The 21,616-nt window shown below is 49.7% G+C and carries 17 protein-coding genes; all 17 read right to left on the bottom strand.

The window, feature by feature from the left end; genetic code table 11:
* Positions 1 to 909: a UDP-N-acetylmuramate dehydrogenase gene (gene murB / locus FA954_RS05900; protein WP_037994964.1), complete on the bottom strand. Its 909-nt coding sequence runs from the start codon at positions 907 to 909 to the stop codon at positions 1 to 3.
* A gap of 116 nt (positions 910 to 1,025) precedes the next feature.
* Complete coding sequence (gene murG, locus FA954_RS05895; RefSeq protein ID WP_037994966.1) at positions 1,026 to 2,138, bottom strand: undecaprenyldiphospho-muramoylpentapeptide beta-N-acetylglucosaminyltransferase; 1,113 nt, start codon at positions 2,136 to 2,138, stop codon at positions 1,026 to 1,028.
* 15 nt (positions 2,139 to 2,153) lie between these two features.
* On the bottom strand, positions 2,154 to 3,260 hold the full coding sequence (spoVE, locus tag FA954_RS05890) for a stage V sporulation protein E (protein WP_037994969.1): 1,107 nt from the start codon (positions 3,258 to 3,260) through the stop codon (positions 2,154 to 2,156).
* A gap of 35 nt (positions 3,261 to 3,295) precedes the next feature.
* A complete protein-coding gene (gene murD, locus FA954_RS05885) occupies positions 3,296 to 4,666 on the bottom strand; it encodes a UDP-N-acetylmuramoyl-L-alanine--D-glutamate ligase (protein ID WP_037994971.1) in 1,371 nt (456 codons plus the stop codon).
* Positions 4,666 to 5,685 (bottom strand): phospho-N-acetylmuramoyl-pentapeptide-transferase, encoded by a 1,020-nt coding sequence (gene mraY / locus FA954_RS05880; protein WP_037994974.1) that lies wholly within the window; start codon positions 5,683 to 5,685, stop codon positions 4,666 to 4,668. The genes murD and mraY overlap by 1 nt, the downstream gene beginning before the upstream one ends.
* 10 nt (positions 5,686 to 5,695) lie before the next feature.
* Entirely contained in the window at positions 5,696 to 7,081 is a 1,386-nt protein-coding gene (locus tag FA954_RS05875) for a UDP-N-acetylmuramoyl-tripeptide--D-alanyl-D-alanine ligase (protein WP_037995142.1), read from the bottom strand.
* An 11-nt stretch (positions 7,082 to 7,092) separates the two neighbouring features.
* On the bottom strand, positions 7,093 to 8,580 hold the full coding sequence (locus FA954_RS05870; protein ID WP_037994976.1) for a UDP-N-acetylmuramoyl-L-alanyl-D-glutamate--2,6-diaminopimelate ligase: 1,488 nt from the start codon (positions 8,578 to 8,580) through the stop codon (positions 7,093 to 7,095).
* A 278-nt stretch (positions 8,581 to 8,858) separates the two neighbouring features.
* A complete protein-coding gene (locus FA954_RS05865; protein ID WP_138614921.1) occupies positions 8,859 to 10,775 on the bottom strand; it encodes a stage V sporulation protein D in 1,917 nt (638 codons plus the stop codon).
* A 122-nt stretch (positions 10,776 to 10,897) separates the two neighbouring features.
* Complete coding sequence (locus FA954_RS05860) at positions 10,898 to 12,658, bottom strand: peptidoglycan D,D-transpeptidase FtsI family protein (protein ID WP_049720292.1); 1,761 nt, start codon at positions 12,656 to 12,658, stop codon at positions 10,898 to 10,900.
* 47 nt (positions 12,659 to 12,705) lie between these two features.
* On the bottom strand, positions 12,706 to 13,071 hold the full coding sequence (ftsL, locus tag FA954_RS05855) for a cell division protein FtsL (RefSeq protein ID WP_049720293.1): 366 nt from the start codon (positions 13,069 to 13,071) through the stop codon (positions 12,706 to 12,708).
* Between the two features lie 37 nt (positions 13,072 to 13,108).
* A complete protein-coding gene (gene rsmH / locus FA954_RS05850; RefSeq protein WP_175413176.1) occupies positions 13,109 to 14,047 on the bottom strand; it encodes a 16S rRNA (cytosine(1402)-N(4))-methyltransferase RsmH in 939 nt (312 codons plus the stop codon).
* Positions 14,048 to 14,057: 10 nt separating this feature from the next.
* A complete protein-coding gene (mraZ, locus tag FA954_RS05845; protein WP_037994980.1) occupies positions 14,058 to 14,489 on the bottom strand; it encodes a division/cell wall cluster transcriptional repressor MraZ in 432 nt (143 codons plus the stop codon).
* A 139-nt stretch (positions 14,490 to 14,628) separates the two neighbouring features.
* A complete protein-coding gene (locus FA954_RS05840) occupies positions 14,629 to 15,888 on the bottom strand; it encodes an adenosylhomocysteinase (protein WP_037994981.1) in 1,260 nt (419 codons plus the stop codon).
* A gap of 76 nt (positions 15,889 to 15,964) precedes the next feature.
* Positions 15,965 to 17,602, bottom strand: a complete 1,638-nt coding sequence (gene bshC / locus FA954_RS05835) for a bacillithiol biosynthesis cysteine-adding enzyme BshC (protein WP_082240644.1) — start codon at positions 17,600 to 17,602, stop codon at positions 15,965 to 15,967.
* Between the two features lie 57 nt (positions 17,603 to 17,659).
* Entirely contained in the window at positions 17,660 to 19,012 is a 1,353-nt protein-coding gene (locus tag FA954_RS05830) for an MFS transporter (protein WP_037994986.1), read from the bottom strand.
* Positions 19,013 to 19,061: 49 nt separating this feature from the next.
* The gene (locus FA954_RS05825) at positions 19,062 to 20,051 is read right to left on the bottom strand and encodes a ketopantoate reductase family protein (protein ID WP_082240645.1); all 990 of its coding nucleotides are present in this window, start codon (positions 20,049 to 20,051) and stop codon (positions 19,062 to 19,064) included.
* 20 nt (positions 20,052 to 20,071) lie between these two features.
* The gene (locus tag FA954_RS05820; protein WP_037994990.1) at positions 20,072 to 21,607 is read right to left on the bottom strand and encodes an acyl-CoA carboxylase subunit beta; all 1,536 of its coding nucleotides are present in this window, start codon (positions 21,605 to 21,607) and stop codon (positions 20,072 to 20,074) included.
* Positions 21,608 to 21,616: the final 9 nt, after the last annotated feature.

Genomic DNA, 21,616 nt, shown 5'->3' with positions numbered 1-21,616 from the left:
TTACTCTTCACCCACCACCTGCACTTCCGGTTCGAGACGGATATTGTATTTCTCATCAATGGTTTGAATGATGTGCTCGATCAATTGCAAAACATTTTTGGCCGTGGCATTACCCCGGTTGATAATAAAGTTCGCATGCGTGGTAGACACTTCGGCATCCCCGATCCGAAAGCCCTTTAAACCGGCTTCCTGGATCAGGCGGCCGGCGTAATCCCCCGGCGGATTTCTGAAAACACTACCAGCGCAAGGATATTGTAATGGCTGTGTCTTTCTCCGGCGGTCTTTATAAGAAGTCAGCCGCGACATGATCTCATCCCGTTCACCGTACTCCAATGTGAAGGAAGCTTCGGTCACGATTCCTTTCAGTTTGGTTTGAAGCACGGAAGTACGATAGCGAAATTCCATCTCTTCATTCGACAATGTCACCCATTCACCGGTTTCCAAAAGCACAGTCGCGGAATGAAGAACTTTAGAAATGTCAGAACCATGCGCACCCGCATTCATGTAGACGGCGCCCCCCACGTTACCGGGGATTCCCGCCGCAAACTCCAATCCGGTCAGCCCTTGTCTGGAGGTCATGGTTGCCAGCAAGATGGTGGAATACCCGCCGCCGGCGGTGACCCGGGTTCCATCCACTTTCAACTCGTTAAACCCTTCATCCAATTTGAACACCACACCCCGGATTCCACCATCCCGCACCAACAGATTGGACCCTCTGCCAATCACTCTCCAAGGAATCTGATGCCGGTACACCACCTGCATCGCCTGTTCCAATTCTTCCTTATTGCGCGGATAGATCAGGAGATCGGCAGGGCCTCCCACTTTCCACGTCGTATGGCGGGACAAAGGTTCATTGACTCGCACATCCTGAATTCCGATGCTTTTCATCTCTTGTATGATTTGTTCCACTTGATCGTCCCTCCTCGCCTACCCCGAAAGAGTCCCTCCAACCACTGGCTTAACATAGTTTATGCCGGTCCGTACTGATTGTGACGAACGTCTAATTGGTAGAGACCCTACTTTTCTCATTCATGGGTAACTGCAATTTTTTCCAACTCGCTGACCAATACTTCCGCCGCATGGGGGCGCCCCAGACGGCTGGCCGCTTCACTCATCGCATGATGTTCCTCTTTATTTTCAATCAGCCGTTTCACTTCACGCCACAAGTTTTCGCCCGTGCATTCACTTTCCAGAAGCATTTTGGATGCCCCTTGTTCCTCCAGCCATCTTGCATTGGCTTCCTGGTGGTTGTTGGTGACATAAGGGGACGGAATCAGAATAGAGGGTAAACCCAATGCTGTCAACTCGGCCAGCGTCGAAGCCCCTGCTCGTCCAACCACCAGATAAGTGGCTGCCAGCACATCCGGCATGTTATAGATAAACGGCTTGATATCCAGATTGGGGATATCATCGGTTTCAACCATTTCACGAATTTTATCATAGTGAACTTCGCCAGTCACATAGACAAAATGGACATCCGGCATTTCTTTCATGCGGGGGATCATTTCGAGAACCGCTTCATTAATGGCTTTGGCTCCCCGGCTTCCCCCGAAAATCAAGATAATCGGTTTGTGGGCATCCGTGATTCCCAAAGATTTTCTCCCGTTCGCGGCATTGGCTTGTACCACTTCGGTCGCCCTCGGGTTGCCGGTGAATACAATGCGGTTGGCACGGCTCAAATATTTTTGCGATTCCTCCAGGCTGATGGCAACCACATCCACAAACCGCGATAAAAATTTGGTGGTCAAGCCCAACACGACATTTTGCTCATGAATCAGGGTCGGAATTCCCATCTGATGGGCCGCATACACAGCCGGACCACTGACGTAACCGCCGGTTCCCACCACCACATCCGGCTCAAATTCGCGCATATATTCTTTGGATTTGCGAACGGCTTTGATGAATTTGTGCAAGGTGTGGACGTTTTCCCAAGAAACGCTTCTCTTAAACCCTTGGATTTCCACGGTATAAAAATGAATGTTCCCTTCTTTGGGAACAATTCGTGATTCCAATCCTTCACTGGTACCGATATAAGCGATTTCCACATCCGGGAATTTTTTTCTGACTGCCCGGGCAATTGCCAAAGCCGGGTAAATATGCCCGCCGGTTCCGCCACCGGATAACAAGATTCGTTTCATGATCCTTCCTCCTGATTATTTGGATTTACGTACAAACCGCGATAAATTCATCAATATTCCTACGGCTGCTAATGTCAATGTGAGGGAAGAACCTCCGTAACTCAAAAAAGGCAATGTGATTCCGGTCACTGGAAAAACCCCGGAGACAACCCCGATATTGATCACGGCCTGAATGATGATCATCGCCGTGATCCCTGTTGCCACCAAGCTGTAAAACATGTCGGGAACACCCATGGCCACCCGGATGCCGCGCCATACCAGGACGGCAAACAGCAAAATCACCGTGGCCGCTCCCAAAAAACCCAACTCTTCGGCTAAAATCGAAAAAATAAAATCCGTATGCGGTTCGGGAAGATACAGGTGTTTTTGTTTGCTCATGCCAAGCCCCAGCCCCATGAGCCCGCCGGGGCCGATGGCATATAATGACTGGATCAAATGATAACCCGCACCAAGCGGATCCTGCCACGGATTTAAAAAAGCGACAATCCGTTGAATACGGTAAGGTGCAGCCAGTATCAGCATGACGAATCCGACCACACCCAATAAGAAAAAGAAAGCCAAATGTTTTTTTCTGGCTCCGGCAGCAAAAATCAAAATAATTCCGGCTCCCATCAAAACGGTGCCCGTTCCCAGGTCCGGCTGCATCATGATAAGCCCGAAAGCGAGCCCCAACAACAGAAGTGCAGGTAAAAAACCCCGGGTAAAATGTTTGATGTCATAGTCGGGGTTGGAAAATATGCGGGACAAAAACATAATCATGGCCAGTTTCATAAACTCGGAAGGCTGGATGCTGAAAGCCCCGATTCCCAACCAGCTTCTTGCACCGTTACGCAAAATTCCAACCCCGGGGATCAAGACGATCAACAACAGAATGAAACATATCACAATCCCTGGTTTCGCCCATTCACGAAACTTTTCCGGGTCCAGTTTTGCAATCCAAAACATCAAGAAAACACCCAAAGATGCAAACAAGAATTGCCGCTTGGCGAAATAAAACGCGTCGTCGTATTTATGATAAGCAAAAGCGGCACTTGCGCTGTACACCATCAATACACCGATGGTCAAAAGCAAAACGATCGCAACCACAATGACGATATCGGGTGTTTGGCTCTTTGGATTCATGGGCGTTTTCACCTCTTGAAAATTTGGGCAAGCTCTTATACTTGAAGATTATGCACAGTCTTCTTAAATATGCTTCCCCTTTCCTCAAAAGAGGTGAACTGGTCCCAGCTTGCACATGCCGGGGAGAGCAACACCACATCCCCGGGCCGGGCCAGGTCAAATGCCCGTTTCACAGCCGTTTCCAAACCGTCCACGGAATACACATCTTTCAGCCCGGCATCCTTTCCCCGCCGGGTCAGGATCTCTTTGGTTTGGCCGTATGCAATCAACGCTTTCGCCCTTTTGTTAAAAACCGGGATCAACTCTTTAAAGTCGATGCCCCGGTCCAATCCTCCCCCGATCCAGATGACGGGTTCACGAAAGGATTCCAAGGCTTTGGAAGCCGCTTGCGGATTGGTCGCTTTGGAATCATTGTAAAAACGGACTCCGTTGATCTCAGCCACAAATTCCAAGCGGTGCTCCACCCCGCGAAAGTTTTTCAGCACCTCACGGATCGCAGACACGTCCGATCCGGCTGCCAGACTCATCGCGGTGGCCGCCAGTACATTTTCCAGGTTGAATTCACCGCGCAGGGCAATGTCATTCACCGGAAGGACGGGTTCCGTTTTGTCCCCGATCCGGGCGGTCACCATGCCCTCTCGGACAAACACTCCTTCCGGCACTTCCTCCTTCCGGCTGAACCACCAAACCTCACTTTTGATTTGTCCGGCCGCCTCTTGACATACCGGATGATCCCGGTTCAGGACGGCGATGTCTTCCGGCGTCTGATTTTGAAACAATTTCATTTTGGAAGCAATATAATCTTCCATATTCGAATGGTAGTCCAAATGCGCCGGATAAACATTCAGGAGACAAGCGATGTCAGGTTTGAATGTGCGGGTGCCTTTCAACTGAAAGCTGCTGAGCTCCGCAACCAGCCACCCGTTGTCCGGGTTGGAGCGGACCGCTTCCGTCAATGCTTGTCCGATGTTTCCGGCCACCTGATTTTGGATTCCGCTTTTGGTCAACATTTCCCCCACCAGGGTTGTGGTGGTGGTTTTTCCGTTGGAACCCGTGATTCCGATGACCGGCGAATCGGAAAGGAGTCCGGCGATCTCCACTTCCGTTATGACGGGGATCCCCTTTTCCAATGCTTGAGCCACCGGTTTGGCATGATAAGGAATGCCCGGATTTTTCACCAACCAATCCACTTCATCATGGATCAAATCATCCGGATGACTTCCGCAAAGAACCGGGATCCCGATTCCTTCCAATTCTTCGGCTTCGGGACATGCTTCCCGCGGTTTTAAATCATTGACCACCACGTTGGCGCCCAACTCATGCAAACATTTTGCAACAGCAACTCCACTGCGGGCCAGCCCCAAAACAACCACCTGGCGGCCCGCCCAAATTCCGGTATTTTTCATTACAACCACATCTCCAAGAAGACACCCAAACCGGCGAGAACCAGACCGAAGAACCAAAAGGTGGTCACCACCCGCCACTCAGACCAGCCGCACAATTCAAAGTGGTGGTGTAACGGGCTCATGCGAAACACCCGTTTGCCACGGAATTTAAATGAAGTCACCTGGATCATCACAGACAATGTTTCAATCACAAAAATTCCACCGATAATGGGTAACAATAATTCCGTTTTCGTAATCACGGCCAACGCTGCAATGCCGCCGCCGAGAGCCAATGAACCGGTATCTCCCATAAACACTTTAGCCGGATTGGCATTAAACACCAAGAATCCCAGAAGCGCTCCGACCACGGCCACGGAAAAAATCGTCACCGTCGGGTTGCTTTGCAAAATCCCGATCACGGCATAAGCGCCGTACGCACTCACTGCTGTTCCGGCCAATAAGCCATCCAAACCATCCGTCAGGTTCACGGCATTGGAAGCACCGATCATCATTAACAAGAGAAGAGGCAGATATAACCAATTCAGATGAATGGTCAAATCAGTAAACGGAATGTCCAAGCTGAAAATATAGTTGTTGGGACCGCCTGTCCGCACTTCCAAAAGCACCCAGAAAAGAACCAAACCGATAAACAGCTGACCGAGTAATTTCTGGTTGGCGGTCAGTCCGAGATTCCGTTTCATAACCACTTTAATATAATCATCCAAAAAGCCGAGAATTCCGTAACCCAATGTCGCAAACACCAAAAAGAACAGGTCTGCGTTAATAATGGCATCGTTGTTGTTCAACAAGGTCAAACTGCTGAGCGGAACGGCCGTCAACACAATCGCGGTGAGGATAATCACTCCGCCCATCGTCGGGGTTCCCGCTTTTTTCAAATGGGCTTGCGGCCCTTCCTCACGGATGCTTTGACCAAATTTCAACCGTTTTAACACCGGAATGATCATCGGTCCCAGGATGACGGCAATACCAAAAGCAACTGCAAGTGGAATTAAAATAAATCGAAATTCTAGATTCCCCATAGTTCTTCCCCTACGCTCCTTCAGTCATATTTTTGACAATCTGATCGAGCCTCGCTGCACGTGAAGCTTTGACTAAGAGGATGGTCTCTGGATGTCCTTCCCGGAGCAATGTTTCTACAGCTTCATCCGGCGTATGGAAATGAACGAGGGCTTGATTGTCACAAGCTTTTGCTTTCATAGCTCCCTCATGAATCCACCGGCCCCGTTCGCCAATCGTATATAAGCGGTGAATGCCTTTTTCCATGGCATACACCCCCAACTCTCTATGATAATGCTCCTCTTGTTCTCCGGTTTCAAGCATATCTCCCAGAAGAGCCCATTTCTCTTTTTCCGGCTCAATCTCTGCCAACAAGTCCAATGCTGCTTTCATGGATGTGGGACTGGCATTGTAGGCATCATCGATCAGCAACATTCCATTTCTTGCCATCTTCGTCTCCAAACGCATGCCGGTCAGGGTCACATTTGCCAGGCCACGGACAATCTCCTCTTCCCGAAGTTTAAAATACCGGGCCACCTCGATGGCAAGCAACGCGTTTTTGACATTGTGCCTTCCCAATAACGGCAAAGTGAAACGGGTACCGGTTTTCCGGGATTGAAAAGAAACCCCCTCGGTTCCCCTGACCTCTATTTGTTCCGGAGATTCGTCAGAATCGGTTTCCCATCCGGTTTTGATCAACAGCCTGGACTCCTCTTTCAACAAGTTCCGAAGCAACGGTTCATCTCCGTCGATCACCAGTGCCCCCGTCGGGGACAGTCCATCTTTAACTTCCAATTTTGCCTTCGCAATTCCTTCCCGGCTCCCCAGATGTTCGATATGGGACTCGCCGATGTTGGTGATCACCGCGACGTCCGGACGGGCAATGTTCGAAAGGACGGAAATCTCCCCGCGATGGTTCATTCCCATCTCGATCACCGCAATTTCCGTTTCCTCCGGCATCGATAACAAGGTTAAAGGCACACCGATATGATTATTAAGATTTCCTTTCGTTTTATGCACCGCATATTTTTCAGCCAACAAAGATGCGATGAGATCCTTGGTGGTGGTTTTTCCATTGCTTCCCGTCACCGCTACGACTTTGGCCTGACATTCCGCGCGGTATCCGGCAGCCAGTTGTTGCAATGCTTTCAACGTGTCTTCAACCACAATGACAGGGAGGTGAAGCTCCGGAAACGGCCGGTCCTGCTGCCACAAGACGGCTGCCGCCCCTTTTTCTCCGGCATCCTTTACAAACTGATGCCCGTCAAAACGTTTGCCAACAAGCGGAACATAAAGCTGATTGGCCCGGATGTTCCGCGTGTCTGTCGACACCCCGCACACCAGCCGGTGAAGATCGACAGGGCTTCCCCTCCAGCTTCCGCCGGTTGTTTCCAAAATCCATTGACATGTACGTTGCATTTCATCATTCCTCACTTTGCCCACATGGATCGAATGGCATCGGCGGCCACTTCCCGGTCATCAAAATGATGGCGTACGCCGTTGATTTCCTGATAGGTTTCATGACCTTTTCCGGCAATTAAAATCACATCTTCCGGTTTGGCTTTGGCCACCGCTTCATAAATCGCTTCCTTGCGGTTTTCAACCACCAAATAACGGTCTTTGGGATACTGATCCACCCCGACCAACATATCTTCCAAAATCGTGACCGGATTTTCCGTACGAGGGTTATCCGAGGTGAAAATGGCCAAATCACTGTTTTTCACCGCAATCTCCGCCATCAGCGGACGCTTGCTGCGATCGCGGTCCCCACCGCAACCCACAATGCAAATCACCCGACCCTTGGCAAATTCGCGAATGGTGGTCAACGCATTTTCCAGGCTGTCCGGTGTGTGGGCGTAATCCACAAGAACCGAATAAGGCTGTCCCAAATCAACCGGTTCAAACCGTCCGCTGATTCCTTCCACTTTGGCCAAGGCCGACTGAATCTGTTTCAGGTCCATGCCTTCAATCAGCGCGACGGAAACGGCCGCCAATACATTATATACATTAAATTTGCCGACCAATCTTGACCGGATGGGAACTTCTCCGCGAAATGTCTTTAACGTAAAGGTCGTTCCCGAAGATGAAAACCGGATATTTTCCGCCGTGACGTCAGCAGGCTGCTCGATGCCGTAGGTAATCACCTGCGCCGGCGTCCGTTGCATGAAATAACCGGAAGCTTTGTCATCCGCGTTGAAAACGGCAAACGCATTATCTTCTAAATCTTCCGCATAAGCATTTCCCAATTGACTGAACAGCAAACTTTTCGCTTCGCGGTAGTTTTCCATCGTCTCATGATAATCCAAATGATCTTGCGTCAAATTCGTGAAAACAGCGATCCGAAATTGACAACCTCTGGTTCTTCCCATGTCCAAAGCATGCGATGAAACTTCGATGACAGAATACTCACAACCCTCATCTTTCATCATTCGAAACGTTTTTTGCAAATCTGTCACTTCGGGAGTTGTATTTTTGGTTGCAAACTTTTTCTTTCCGATTTTTGTCTGAATGGTTCCGATCACGCCGGTTAGAGAACCTTTGTGTCTGAGAAGCTGTTCAATCAGATAAGTCGTGGTTGTCTTTCCGTTTGTTCCCGTCACTCCAATCAGCTTTAATTCTTGCGTCGGATAGTGGTAAAATTTCGCAGCCACCACGGCCATCGCTCTGCGTGTGTCAGGCACTTGAATCACGGGAATGCCCGGCAAATCAACCGGTTTTTCCACCATGACCGCCGCGGCGCCGTTGGCCACCGCCTGCTCGACAAAACGGTGGGCATCCACCTTCGTCCCTCTCAGAGCAATAAACAAGTCTCCCGGCTGAACCTGACGGGAATCGATTTGGATGCCATGAATTTCGGTCATCAGATCCCCTGTCGTCTTGTACAACATTAACGGCCGGATTAACTCACATATTCGCATCTTCTTCCTCCTTTTCGACAACAGAAAGACAACAGAAAATGCCAGGGGTATTCCTGGCATGGTCTATTCACATACCCTATTTTAATCTCCTTTCTATCATTTGTCACTTTCCTTGGCAAGTACGCACTTTCCTGCAATTACCGGATAAACCCCCGAGAATTCAAGGAGTGAGCAAAATCAAGCCACTGAATCCCCTTAGAAATGTTTGCATTTTGTTTGCAAATTGTTTGCATTTAAGTAACAAAGAAGCGCTGGTTGACGAGCCAATCGGGGGTTTTCTATGAATCCCCCAAATAGATTTTGATGGTCGTTCCTTTTTTGACACGTTGCCCGGGCTTGGGCATTTGATCAATCACCTTTTGCCCGTTTCCATAAACTTGCAGCGGAAAGGAATATAAACTGGAACGAATTTCATCGATGTCTTGATTGACCAAATTGGGTGCCGGGACAATCGGGATTTCTGCCGGTCCGTTTTCCGGCGGGATTTGTTTGGTTCGTTTGGGGATTTTTAAATACCGCAAGCTGTCATCCAAAATATTGCCGACAATGGGGGCGGCAACCACTCCGCCGAATTGAATTCCCTTGGGATTGTCGACTGCCACATAGACGACCAATTGCGGATCATCCGCCGGCGCAAAGCCGATGAACGAGACGATGTGGTTATTTTGCAAGTATCTGCCATCCGGTCCCACCTTTTGTGCGGTTCCGGTCTTTCCGCCCACCCGGTATCCATCCACAAACGCTTTCCGTCCCGTCCCCTTCGCCACGACACTCTCCAAGGTTTGCCGGACTTGGGCGGAAGTCGCTTCGGAAATGACCTGCCGTTTGACTTTGGGTTTGACTTCTTCCACCACTTTTCCGGTTTCCGGATCCACCCATGCCTTGGCGATGTGGGGAACCATCAGCTTCCCGCCGTTGATCGCGGCCGAAACGGCAGCCACCTGTTGAATCGGGGTCACTGAAACCCCTTGTCCGAATGCCGTGGTTGCCAATTCAACCGGCCCCACTTGATTTTCCTCAAATAAAATTCCGCGTGCTTCTCCATTCAGGTCAATCCCGGTTTTCTCCCCAAACCCGAACTTGCGGATATAGGAAAACAATGTTTCTTTTCCCAGCCGCTGTCCCAACGTGACAAATCCCGGGTTGCAGGAGTTTTCCACCACTTCCAAAAATGTCTGATGTCCATGGCCTCCCGATTTCCAACAACGCAACCGGGCACCACCCACCTTGATGTAACCGGGATCATGAAAGTGATCCTGTAAATTCACTTTCTTTTCTTCCAGTGCCGCGGCCAAAGTGATAATTTTGAAAGTCGATCCCGGTTCATATGTTTTCCAGATCGGCAGATTCCGGTTATAAATCAACGGGTCGGTCACCTTATACTGATCCGGGTGAAAAGTGGGACGGCTGCTCATCCCCAGAATTTCACCGGTATTGGGGTTCATGGCAATGGCCAAGGCATTTTCCGGTTGATACTGGGCCATCGCCTGATCCAATTCCCGTTCGATGATGGTTTGAATCTGGTAATCCAGGGTAAGCATCAAGTCCAGACCATCCTGAGGGGGAATAAACCGGTCCACCCCTCCCGGCAATTTGTCCCCGCTGGCGGTGGCACTGAACGAAACATATCCCTTTTTTCCTTTCAATTTTTCATCATAGATCAATTCCAACCCGGCCAGCCCCTGATTGTCGATCCCGGTAAATCCCAAAAGATGGGCGGCAAAACTGCCATGGGGATAATACCGTTTACTGTCTTCTGCAATGGCAATCCCCGGGAGCCTGAGCCCTTGAATTTGCCGTGCTTTCTCTTCCGAAATCTTTCTCCCCCACGGATGAAGTTTAACAATCAATTGCCGCTGTGTGATTTTTTCATAGATTTTTTGTTCGGGTGCCTGGAGAATACGGGCCAATTGCTTTGCTGTATTGGCCGGATCTTTGATTTGGGCCGGAATCGCCATGACGGAAGGGGAACTGATGTTGTATGCCAGCTTCTTTTGATTCCGGTCCAATATCTTTCCCCGTTTCGGTTCATAAGGAATATTCCGGCTCCACAGGTCTTTGGCTTTTTCCGCCAATTCCCCGCCCGCAATCAATTGGACGTAAGCAAGCCGTGCCATCAAAACCATAAATACAAATACGGAAATCAAAAACAAAGAAAACAATCGTTTTCGAACGGTGATTTGTTGGCCGTGCATCTTCCCCTTCCTCTCCTTCCCATCTCTTACTCTAAAACTATGAAATCCGCCGGAAAAAAATGACACAGCCTGTCTTCTTCCATAAAAAAAGACCCACTTTAAAAGCGGGTCTTTCCATCCCTTTATTTAATCGTCTCGGCGAATTTGTCATTTGGTTGTACTTGCCTGATTTGCAGCGATTTTTTCATGATCTCCCTGGCGATCGGAGCGGCCACTGTTCCCCCGGTGGCATTTTTGGACGATGACGGCTCATCAATGGCGACATATACGACCACTTCAGGCTTGTCATACGGGGCAAAACCGATAAAGGATACGATGTATTGATTCTCCATGTATCCCCCGTCCGGATCCGGTTTTTGTGCCGTCCCCGTTTTTCCGGCCACACCATAGCCCGGTAAATCGGCTTCGACACCGGTTCCGTTTTGTACCACCCCACGCAATAACTCCCGCACTTGTTTTGCCGTGGATTCTTTTACGATCCGACGGCTTTCGGGTTGAAAAGATTTCACTTCTTTTTTCAACCCTGGTTCCCATATCGATTTCATGATATGGGGGGTCTTCCAGACACCGCCGTTGGCAATGGCGCTCACGGCTGCAACTTGCTGAATCGGTGTGACCGAAATCCCTTGTCCGAATGAGGTGGTGGCCAATTCCGTGGCATACAGGTTCCGTCCGAAAAAGTATCCCCTTCCCTCTGCCGGCAGGTCGATTCCGGTTTTTTTCCCGTATTGCTCCGTGATATTTCCGAAACCAAACCGGTTGATGTAATCCGTTAATTTCTGTGCGCCCAACTTTTGCCCCAGAATGACAAAAGCGACATTGCTGGACAGCTTGATTCCGTCCCGAAACGTGATGTTTCCCCATCCGCTTCCGTTCCAATCATGGATCACCCGGTCATCCACCCGGATCGAGCCGGACGGGAATGTTTGATCCGGATTGAATATGCCTTCTTCAATCGCCGCGGCCAAAGTCACAATCTTAAAGGTGGAGCCAGGTTCAAACTGTCCTTGCACGGCCCGGTTGATACTGTTTTCGTCACTCAGGGTCTCGGCATACCGGTTCGGGTCAAAAGTCGGGCGGGATGCCATGGCCAAAATTTCTCCCGTATTGGGATCAGCGACAATCGCCGTTCCCCCTTTGGCCTCATGAGCACTGATCGCTTCGTCCAACTCCAGTTCCACTTGATGTTGGATGCGCGAATCAATGGTTAAGACAAGATCTTTCCCATGCTCCGGAGGCTGGTTTTTTTCCGGCTGATCCGTGACCATCACACCGTTTCTGGCCTTCAGGTATTTGATGTAACCTTCTTTTCCCCTGAGCCATTTATCGTAATATTTTTCGATGCCGCCAACGGCTGTGTCATCATACCGCAAAAATCCCAAAACATGAGCGGCCATGGTTCCGTTATACTGCCTCATGAAAGTGGGAAAAGCATAAATGCCTTGGATAAGCCCGTCCTTTTTTAAGGATTCCACCTGATTGAGTGTCTCTTCCGGATACTTGTACTTCCCATTGTACCGGAGTTCCACAGAGTCTGAATCCTTCGACAGCAATTTGACCAACTCGTCTTCTTTTATTTTCAACACCGGTGCCAGATACTTTGCGGTTTTTTCAGGATTTTTCACCTGCCGGGTGTCTGCGACAAAGTAATAAGCGTCCACTTCCCATGCCAATTGCTGCTGCTTGGTCCGGTCATAAACAGTGCCTCGTTTGGGGCGAAGTGCATCTTCTTTGATCCACGTTTCTTTGGCCGCCGCGAGCAATTTGTTATGGTCCACCGCTTGCAGCCAAAACAATCTTCCAATCACAATGATGAATCCCACGATCCAAACGAGCCCGATCAGAAGAGAACGCCGTTTGCTCTTCTTAAACATCGAACCCATGTCAAGCCTCTCCCATCTCTCTGACAAATATTGTGTCTATTTCGGCATCAGGGGCTGGTTGAAGGTAAGTATTTTGGTGCTGTCAACTCTAATCCTTTCTGTTCAGCAAATTTGCGAATACGCTCCACACTTCTTAATTTGTTGGCTTCTGTTTCCAATTGGAGATTCTCTTTTTCCACCTTTTCGATTTCAAGTTCCGTATTTTGAATCGCCACATTTAACTCCGACACTTTGGCATAACGCGACAAAACCAGAACAGCCAAAGCAACGCACAAAATAACGCTGAACAGGTAAAGCAGTCTTTCACCGGTCGGAAACGCTTTAAAAGGGGTTGGCCTTTTTTGCTTCCGCTCCACTCTGTAAGGCTTATGGAGCTGTTTTGCAGCCGAACCATGAAAACGATCCGCTCTCATATATAAATCCTCCTCACACTACCTGCTTCTTTCATTTTTATATTTTTTCCGCGACCCTCAATTTTGCGGACCGGGCCCGTTGGTTTCTCTCTATTTCTTCCGGACTCGGCAGGACGGGTTTTTTTGTAATCATCTTCAATTCCGGTTTTCTGCCGCACGTGCAGACAGGAAAATCAGGAGGACAAATGCATCCCCGGGATTGTTCCTTGAAAAACTGTTTACAAATCCGGTCTTCCAGAGAATGAAAGGTGATCACACTGATGCGCCCTTGCGGGCGGAGCAATTTCACACTTTCTTTCAACGCCTCTTGAAAAGCGTTTAATTCATCATTGACGGCAATCCGAATCGCCTGAAACGAACGACGTGCCGGATGAGGCCCCTTTCTGCGTGCAGGAGCGGGAATCGCCTGCTTGATCACGTCCACCAGATCCAAAGTGGTGCGAATCGGTGCTTGCTTTCTCGTCCGGACAATTTCGCCGGCAATTCGCCGGGAAAATTTTTCTTCGCCATATTCAAACAAGATGCGAGCCAATTCTTCCTCCGGCCATTCATTGACAACATGAAAGGCGCTTAATTCCTGTGACTGATTCATCCGCATGTCGAGCGGAGCTTCCTGGTGATAACTGAAGCCCCGTTCTCCCTGATCGAGCTGGGGGGATGAAACACCCAGATCAAACAACAAGCCGTCGACCTTTTCATAACCTAGTTCATTCACAACTTTCCTGACATGTCGAAAGTTGGTGTTTATCAAATGCAAGTTGCATGTGTGTTCTTTTAATTTATTTTTGGCATGATCCAATGCTTGCTTGTCCTGGTCTAATCCGATGAGGGTTCCTGATGGAGACAGTTGCTCGGCGATCAACTGACTGTGTCCCCCTCCGCCCAGCGTACAATCCACATAGATGCCATCCGATTTGATACAAAGTCCATGGACTGCTTCTTCTCTTAATACCGTTTCATGTTTAAACACTTTCATTCATCCTTTGCTACAAATCCAGATCAATCAAACTTTCTGCGATTTCATTATACGATTCTTCGGAGTTACAGTAATACTCTTCCCATTGTTCTTTGCACCAAATCTCAACACGGGTGGAGACACCGATGATCACACACTCTTTTTTCAAACGAGCATACTCCCGCAAATGGGGAGCAATATGGATTCTGCCTTGTTTGTCAAATTCCACTTCGCTTGCTCCAGAAAAAAAGAAGCGCGTAAATTTACGTGCATCCGCTTTGGTAAAAGGAAGAGCTTTTAATTTTTGTTCCAGTTGCGTCCATTCGGAAGGAGGATAAGCAAACAAACAGCGGTCCAAGCCACGGGTGATCACAAAAGAAGATCCCAATGATTCCCTAAACTTCGCAGGGATGATCAATCTCCCTTTATCATCGATATTATGCCTGAATTCACCCATGAACATACCGCTGTCCTCCCCTCTGGCCTCCCTTCCTCACCACTTTCCACCACTCTCCACCACACTGGTAATTATACCACACGGAATATAAAAAATCCTGCACGCAATGTGCAGGATTCAACCGTATATTTCCTTTCATCTCCAATCAATCCAACTGCCAGCTTGCCAGATATTTTTCCTGTTCTTCCGTCAAGCGGTCGATCGCCACTCCATTGGCTTCCAGGAAATAGCGGGCCACTTGCTCGTCGATCTGATAAGGCACATCCAACACTTTCGGTCCCAATTCGCCATGATGTTCATGCACATACAGCAGGGAAAGCGCCTGCAGGGCAAAGGTCATATCCATGATTTCGGCCGGATGCCCGTCTCCCGCGGCCAGATTCACCAGACGCCCTTCGGCCAACAGGTAAAGTTTCCGTCCGTCAGCCATCTCATACTCCGCGATGTCTTTTCTCACCACGCGTTGTTTCACGGCCGCTTTTTCCAACTGTTCCACGTCGATTTCGACGTTGAAGTGGCCTGCATTGGCCATGATGGCTCCGTTTTTCATCACTTGGAAATGCTCACCCGAAATGACTCCTTTATTCCCCGTGGTGGTGATGAAGAAGTCTCCGTGCCGGGCCGCCTCCTTGATCGGCATCACTTCAAAGCCGTCCATGTATGCTTCCGTTGCTTTGACAGCATCCACTTCGGTGACGATCACTTTCGCACCCAAGCCTTTGGCGCGCATGGCAACACCCCGTCCGCACCATCCGTAGCCGACAACGACCACGGTTTTCCCGGCAACGACCAGGTTGGTTGTGCGGTTGATTCCGTCCCAAACAGATTGCCCGGTTCCGTACCGGTTGTCAAACAAGTATTTGGAATGAGCATCATTGACCGCCACCATCGGGAATTTTAATGTCCCCTCTTTCTCCAGGGAGCGCAAACGCAAAATCCCGGTGGTGGTTTCTTCACATCCGCCCAAAACATTTTCCAACAGGTCCGGACGTTCCGAGTGCAAAATGCTGACCAGGTCCCCGCCGTCATCAATGATCAAATCCGGTTTCGTTTCAAGCGTTTTGATCAAATGGTCTTTATATTCTTCCGGAGACGGGTTGTATTTGGCAAACACTGTCACGCCGGAATCAGCCAAGGCTGCGGCGATGTCATCCTGGGTGGAAAGCGGGTTGCTTCCCGTAATGGCCACTTCCGCTCCTGCATCCCGAATCAATTCAGCCAGGCAAGCCGTTTTTGCCTCCAAATGCAGGGAAATCGCCACTTTTTTTCCGGCCAGCGGCTTTTCCGAGCTCAACCGTTCCCGCAACCGGCTCAGCACCGGCATATGATCCCAAGCCCAATCCATTTTCAAGCGGCCTTGCGGGGCCAGGTTCATATCACGGACAATGCTGTTTTCTGCTGACATATAAATCCCCCTGTTCCCATATGTAAATCCGATAATCGTGGTTATTATACACGATTATCTTCCAAAAGGAAAAAGACTAAATCAACAGGACATGGACGGAACCATCCAGCCGCACTTCGTAAGAAGGCGCCCGCAGCAAAAAGTCAACCCAATCCATCCCGTGTTCATTCCATGCCCATATCATATTGTAAACCCTTTCCTGGGGTTTGTCGTTCGGATAAATTCCGTGAATCAGTTCGTCCCATTTCCGTAACGATGCGCGATGTTTCTCTTCCAGGCTTTTTTTGGCAAAACGGTGCAAGTAATCGATTTGCGCTTTGATTTTTTCTTCATTTTTTTTTCCGATTTCCCTCATATTCATGCCGATGGTTTGGTGCAAATAACCAACCAGCTGCTCATGATGCCCTATGATGGCATCCACCGCTTCCTGAAACCGGTCGGTCAGATCCGGAGGCTGTTGCTCATCAATCCACTTCAATTTTTTCTGATTCAAGTTATCCAGTTCCTCAAGCCCCAAAGCAAACTCGTCCATCCGTTTTTCCAACGCCGGGTCCATCACCGTGACAAACACGCGCGGAATCACAATCGGCATTTTCAGGCCGAGTTCGTAAAACGCCTCTTTCAACAGGGACCAATACGCAATTTCACCGGGTCCGGCCACGAAGTAAAGGGTGGGGAACAAGGCTTCCTGCATGAGCGGACGGGTGATCACATTATTGCTGAACAATGCAGGCTCTTGTTCGACCAATGACATCAATTCATCTTCCGACCACTTTTTCAGGCCGTCTTTGGTGGTCCACTGCCCCCCTTTTTGAAACAGGAGCTGCCGCTCGTCATCGACTTGAATGAACAAATTTCCCTGATCCTTTTTTAAATCGACCGGAACTTCCAGTCCCCTTGCAGCCAGACGGCCGGAAGCGTTCTGCACCGCCCGGGCAATCGCTTGGCTTTGCCGGATCATGCTTTTAAAAACCGGCACCTCCAGCCGGCGCAGATTTTCGTCATGGGAATCCACCAACAACAATCCGTACGGGCCGAAAAAATGATGGAACACTTTGGCAAACAAGCGGGTCCATGACCGTGTGCCAATTCCCCACTTTTGGCACTGTGCCAGCCATTCTTCTTTGTAAGGACGGTCCGGCAGGATCTTGGCCAATTGATCCAGCCAGTCCCGGTACTGTTTTTCATCCAGCCTACGCCGGGAAATGGGGATTTTCCGCTGATCTTTCACTGCAAACCGGTGTTTCACCGGTTCTTTCTCGCCGTTTTGCACCCATACATGGTTCACTTCCTCCAAATCATGGTCCTCACCGGCAATCCAAAAAACGGGAATCACCGGCTGTCCCAGTTGTTCCTCTGCCTGTTTTGCCAACCGGATAATGGTGATGGCTTTATAAAAAGTATATAACGGTCCGCCCAACAAACCGGCCTGTTGGCCCCCGATCACGACCATGCTGTCCTCTTTGGCCAACCGGTTCAAATTTCGCTCCACTTCGGGATGCAACAAATCCGGCTGATGGTAAGACCGGAGCACCCTGACCAATTCCTGACGCGAAACGGCCGGTTTCGATGTTTTCAAATCGCGGGCGCGTTCGTAAATGCTTTCCTCCTGCCAAGGATGGTACTGATAAAACGAACCGGCAAACTCCCGGTCGTGAAGAAATTCATCAAATATACTGGATTTCTTGGTCATTGCTATCTTTTGTAACCTCATATATAACTCCTCTTTAAAAGAAAAGTCTGATGCTCCACCGTTACAAAGTATATCACTTCAATTATTATAGTGGCTAACTTTTTTTGTCCCCAAAAACAGACTAAACAAAAATCCCAGAAAAGAAACTCCTGCAACAAACAAAAAGATGCGCACCTCTTCACCGATGAGCACACCGGGTTCAAACAAGCGGGCCGCCGTCACAAATCCCAGCGCTCCCCCGGCCGCCCTGAACATGCCGGCAGCCATCAATCCTGAACGGATCCGGCGGGGCGATACCCATTTGAACATATATCGGTGAACGGGATCAGCCACTGCAAAGCTCAGAAACCATCCCAAGAAACTGAACGCAAAAAGCATCCACCGGCTGTCCGGGACCCAGATCAAACCCGCACAAGTGACGGCCGAAAGCAAAAAAGCCGTATAAGCCAGACGGTGCACATACACAGGATTGGACAAAAAACCGATGACAGATAGCGCCATCATGGCACCGGTCACAATCAAACTCAAACAGACCGCTGTGCCGTATGTCCCGGTTTCATACTGCCGGGCAAACCAAAAAGGAAGCAAGGTCAGAATCGTCCACAGAAACCCTTGCAAAGTGACCTGTATATATAAAATCCACAGACGCCAATTGGCAAACAGATGCGGTTCAAAAAACGGATAGCTTCCCTGGCGTTCAACCATCAACAGAGGAACCACCATTCCAATGGCCACAATCCAAAGCGGCAACACTTCTTTATGCAAGACTGAGGAGATCCCTCCGGAAAAATCGGTGCTGGTGACGGCCATCATCAAAAACAAGACGATCAACCCGAAAAATACGATGGATTCGCCGCCGACCCCTTTGCGGTTCGGCTGATCAACGATTTTCCACGTTTGGGATATCAACAGCACCAAAAAAGCAAACAAAATATGCAAAATAAAAACCGATTTCCATCCCAGGGCTCCTGCCAGCCCGGCGGATGCCAAGGGAACTGAACACCATGTGACTGCAAATGCCAGCATGATCAAACTGCGTTTGCCTTTGGGCATTTTGCCGAGTTTGCGCCGGCTTTGCGAGGAGACAACCGGCACCATGCCGCCGGTTCCGATGGCCTGAATGACACGGCCGCACATGAACCATACCCACTCCACGGCCAATCCGGCGAGCAAGGTTCCAAGCACAAAGAAAGTGAGAGCCGTCCACAATACTTCCATTTTCCCTTTGGAAGCCACCCAGTTATCCATCATGGGCAAAGAAAAGGCAAAAAAAGCCAAATGGAGTGAAACGGCCCACACCGCCCAATTCATCGACAAATGGTACTCCTGGATAATCAAAGATAAAACGGGCACCACCGTCAACAAATCGAATGTGCTGAAAACCATGCTGATGATATACGTATCAAATGACAACGATTTGGGACGAGACAAACCAATCCCCCCACAGTACTCCTATCCATAATTGTCTTCAGTCTTCCCATTATAGCATGAACTTTTCTTTCTCCCGAATCCGTCCGGTCCACAGTTGATTGACGGGCAAATTTCTTTGGTGTTTGGCCCCCAAACGGACAATCGCCCCGTTTAAATAATCAATTTCCGTCGGCCGGTGGTGTTTCACATCCTGCAGCATGGAAGAAAAATTGGCGGAAGTCCGCCGGCAAACCTCATGAATTTGTTCCCACATCTGCCGGAACGGAAGCGAAATCCCTTCCAGTGACGCCACTTCCGCCACTTCTGTTAAAATCCCCTCTTTTTCCGCATCATATTTGGGGTGTAACAACGCACCGTTTCGGATTTCATACCAAGCAGTCATCGGATTGATCACGCAATTGACGGCCAACTTCCCCCAAAGCCTTTGCCGGATGTCTTCATCATATTGAAGAAGGTCTTTTCCCGCTGTTTCCAGCAAAGACCTGAGTGCTGGCGACGTTTTTTTATCCCCATCGGGATAAGAGCCGATCCAGCTCGTTCCTTTTCCCGTATGCCTCACATGATTGCCGTTTTTCAATGCGCCTTCCGTCGTAACCGCCAAATAGGTTTCGCAACGGGAAGACAACTGTTCCAACCATTTTTGGTGACCCCATCCGTTTTGAAAAAACAACACCTGTGTTTCCGGGTGAATCACGTTTTTCAACAGGGGAATAACCGATGGCAAATGGTGTTGTTTCACCATCACCAAAATGACATCAAAGGGGGGGTCTTCCCGGATCCAACCGGCCGGCCGGGCCTTTACCCGGATTTTTTTCCGTTCTCCCGACAACGTTGTCAAGGTGATTCCCGTATTGTTCACTTGCCGGGCCTGACCGGCCGTACGGGTGACCAGCAAAAACGGACCGGTTCGGGGTGCAAGGCGTGCAGACCATAACAATCCCAGCGCTCCGCCTCCCCATACTGCTATTCTCACCGTTTCATCCCTCACTTTGGCTAAAAAAAGAGAGCCATTGGGATCATGGCTCGTAAACGTCTTCATTTTCTATCATAACCTTTTTCTCATACAGGGTAAACGGGATGTTTCCGTTGGCTGAATTGAAGCTGTTTGCTCGCATAAGCCTCGAAGCGCCGGCTTAATTCCGTCCGCAATTCATCCGGCTCCACAATGCCGTCAATCACCATTTCGCCGGCCAGACGGTAAATATCGATGTCTTGCTTGTATTCTTCCCGCTTTTCCATGACAAAACGGGTTCTCTCCGGTTCTTCCAACTCCCGGATTTTGTTGCTGTACACCGCGTTGACAGCCGCTTCCGGCCCCATCACGGCAATTTGTGCCGTCGGGAGGGCCAGGCAACAATCCGGTTCAAAGGCCGGGCCGGCCATGGCATACAATCCGGCGCCATATGCTTTCCGGACAATGACCGAGATTTTGGGCACGCTCGCCTCCGAAACGGCGGAAATCATCTTTGCTCCGTGCCGGATAATCCCGGCCCGCTCCACTTGCGTCCCGACCATGAAACCGGGGACGTCCGCCAAAAACAACAACGGAATATGGAAAGCATCACATAAGTTAATGAAACGGGTTGCTTTGTCCGCCGAGTCCACAAACAAAACCCCGCCTTTGACCTTTGACTGGTTTGCCACAATCCCGACAACCTGCCCGTCAATCCGAGACAATCCGGTGATCAATTCTTTGGCAAACAAGCTTTTGATCTCAAAGAACGACCCTTCATCCACCAGGCTTTCAATCACTTCCATCATGTCAAAAGGAGTGTTTTGGTGATCCGGGACAATTTCCGAAACGGGACGCGCCTTTGGGGACGGTTCCTTCGCTTCAACAGGCTCCGGGCTTGTCTGGTAGTTGGCCGGGAAATAACTTAAATACTTTCGTGCGGATTGAATCGCTTCTTCCTCCGACGAAACCAGCACATCCCCGCATCCACTCACGGTACAGTGCATCCGCGCTCCGCCCATTTCTTCCAGGGAAACTTTTTCCCCGATCACCATTTCCGCCATGCGCGGGGAACCCAAGTACATGCTCGCGTTTTTGTCCACCATGATCACAATATCGCAAAAAGCGGGGATATAAGCTCCGCCGGCCGCTGAAGGCCCGAACAAAAGACAGACTTGCGGAACCATTCCGGACATTTTTACCTGGTTGTAAAAAATGCGGCCCGCTCCCCTCCGGCCGGGAAACATTTCAATTTGGTCCGTAATCCGGGCACCGGCCGAGTCCACCAGGTAAATCATGGGGACTTTCAATTTCATGGCCGTCTCCTGAATTCGTATGATTTTTTCCACGGTCCGCGCTCCCCAGGAACCGGCTTTCACAGTGGAGTCATTGGCCATAACGCAAACCGTTTGGCCGTTGACCTTTCCAATCGCCGTCACCACACCGTCCGCCGGGAGATCACCGGCCATGAAGTTGGCAAACAACCCGTCTTCCAATTGAAACTCGTCATCAAACAACCGTTTCAATCGATCCCGCACGAAAAGCTTGTTTTGTTGCTTCAGCTTTTCATGATATTTGGGAGCACCCCCTTTTTGCACGGTTTCTTTGTTTTTGCGCAATTGCCCGACAACGGATTCTTTCACAAACCATCC

It is taken from the genome of Thermoactinomyces vulgaris, assembly GCF_005886755.1.
Lineage (GTDB): Bacteria > Bacillota > Bacilli > Thermoactinomycetales > Thermoactinomycetaceae > Thermoactinomyces > Thermoactinomyces vulgaris.
This window is presented reverse-complemented; position numbering and strand designations above follow the sequence as displayed.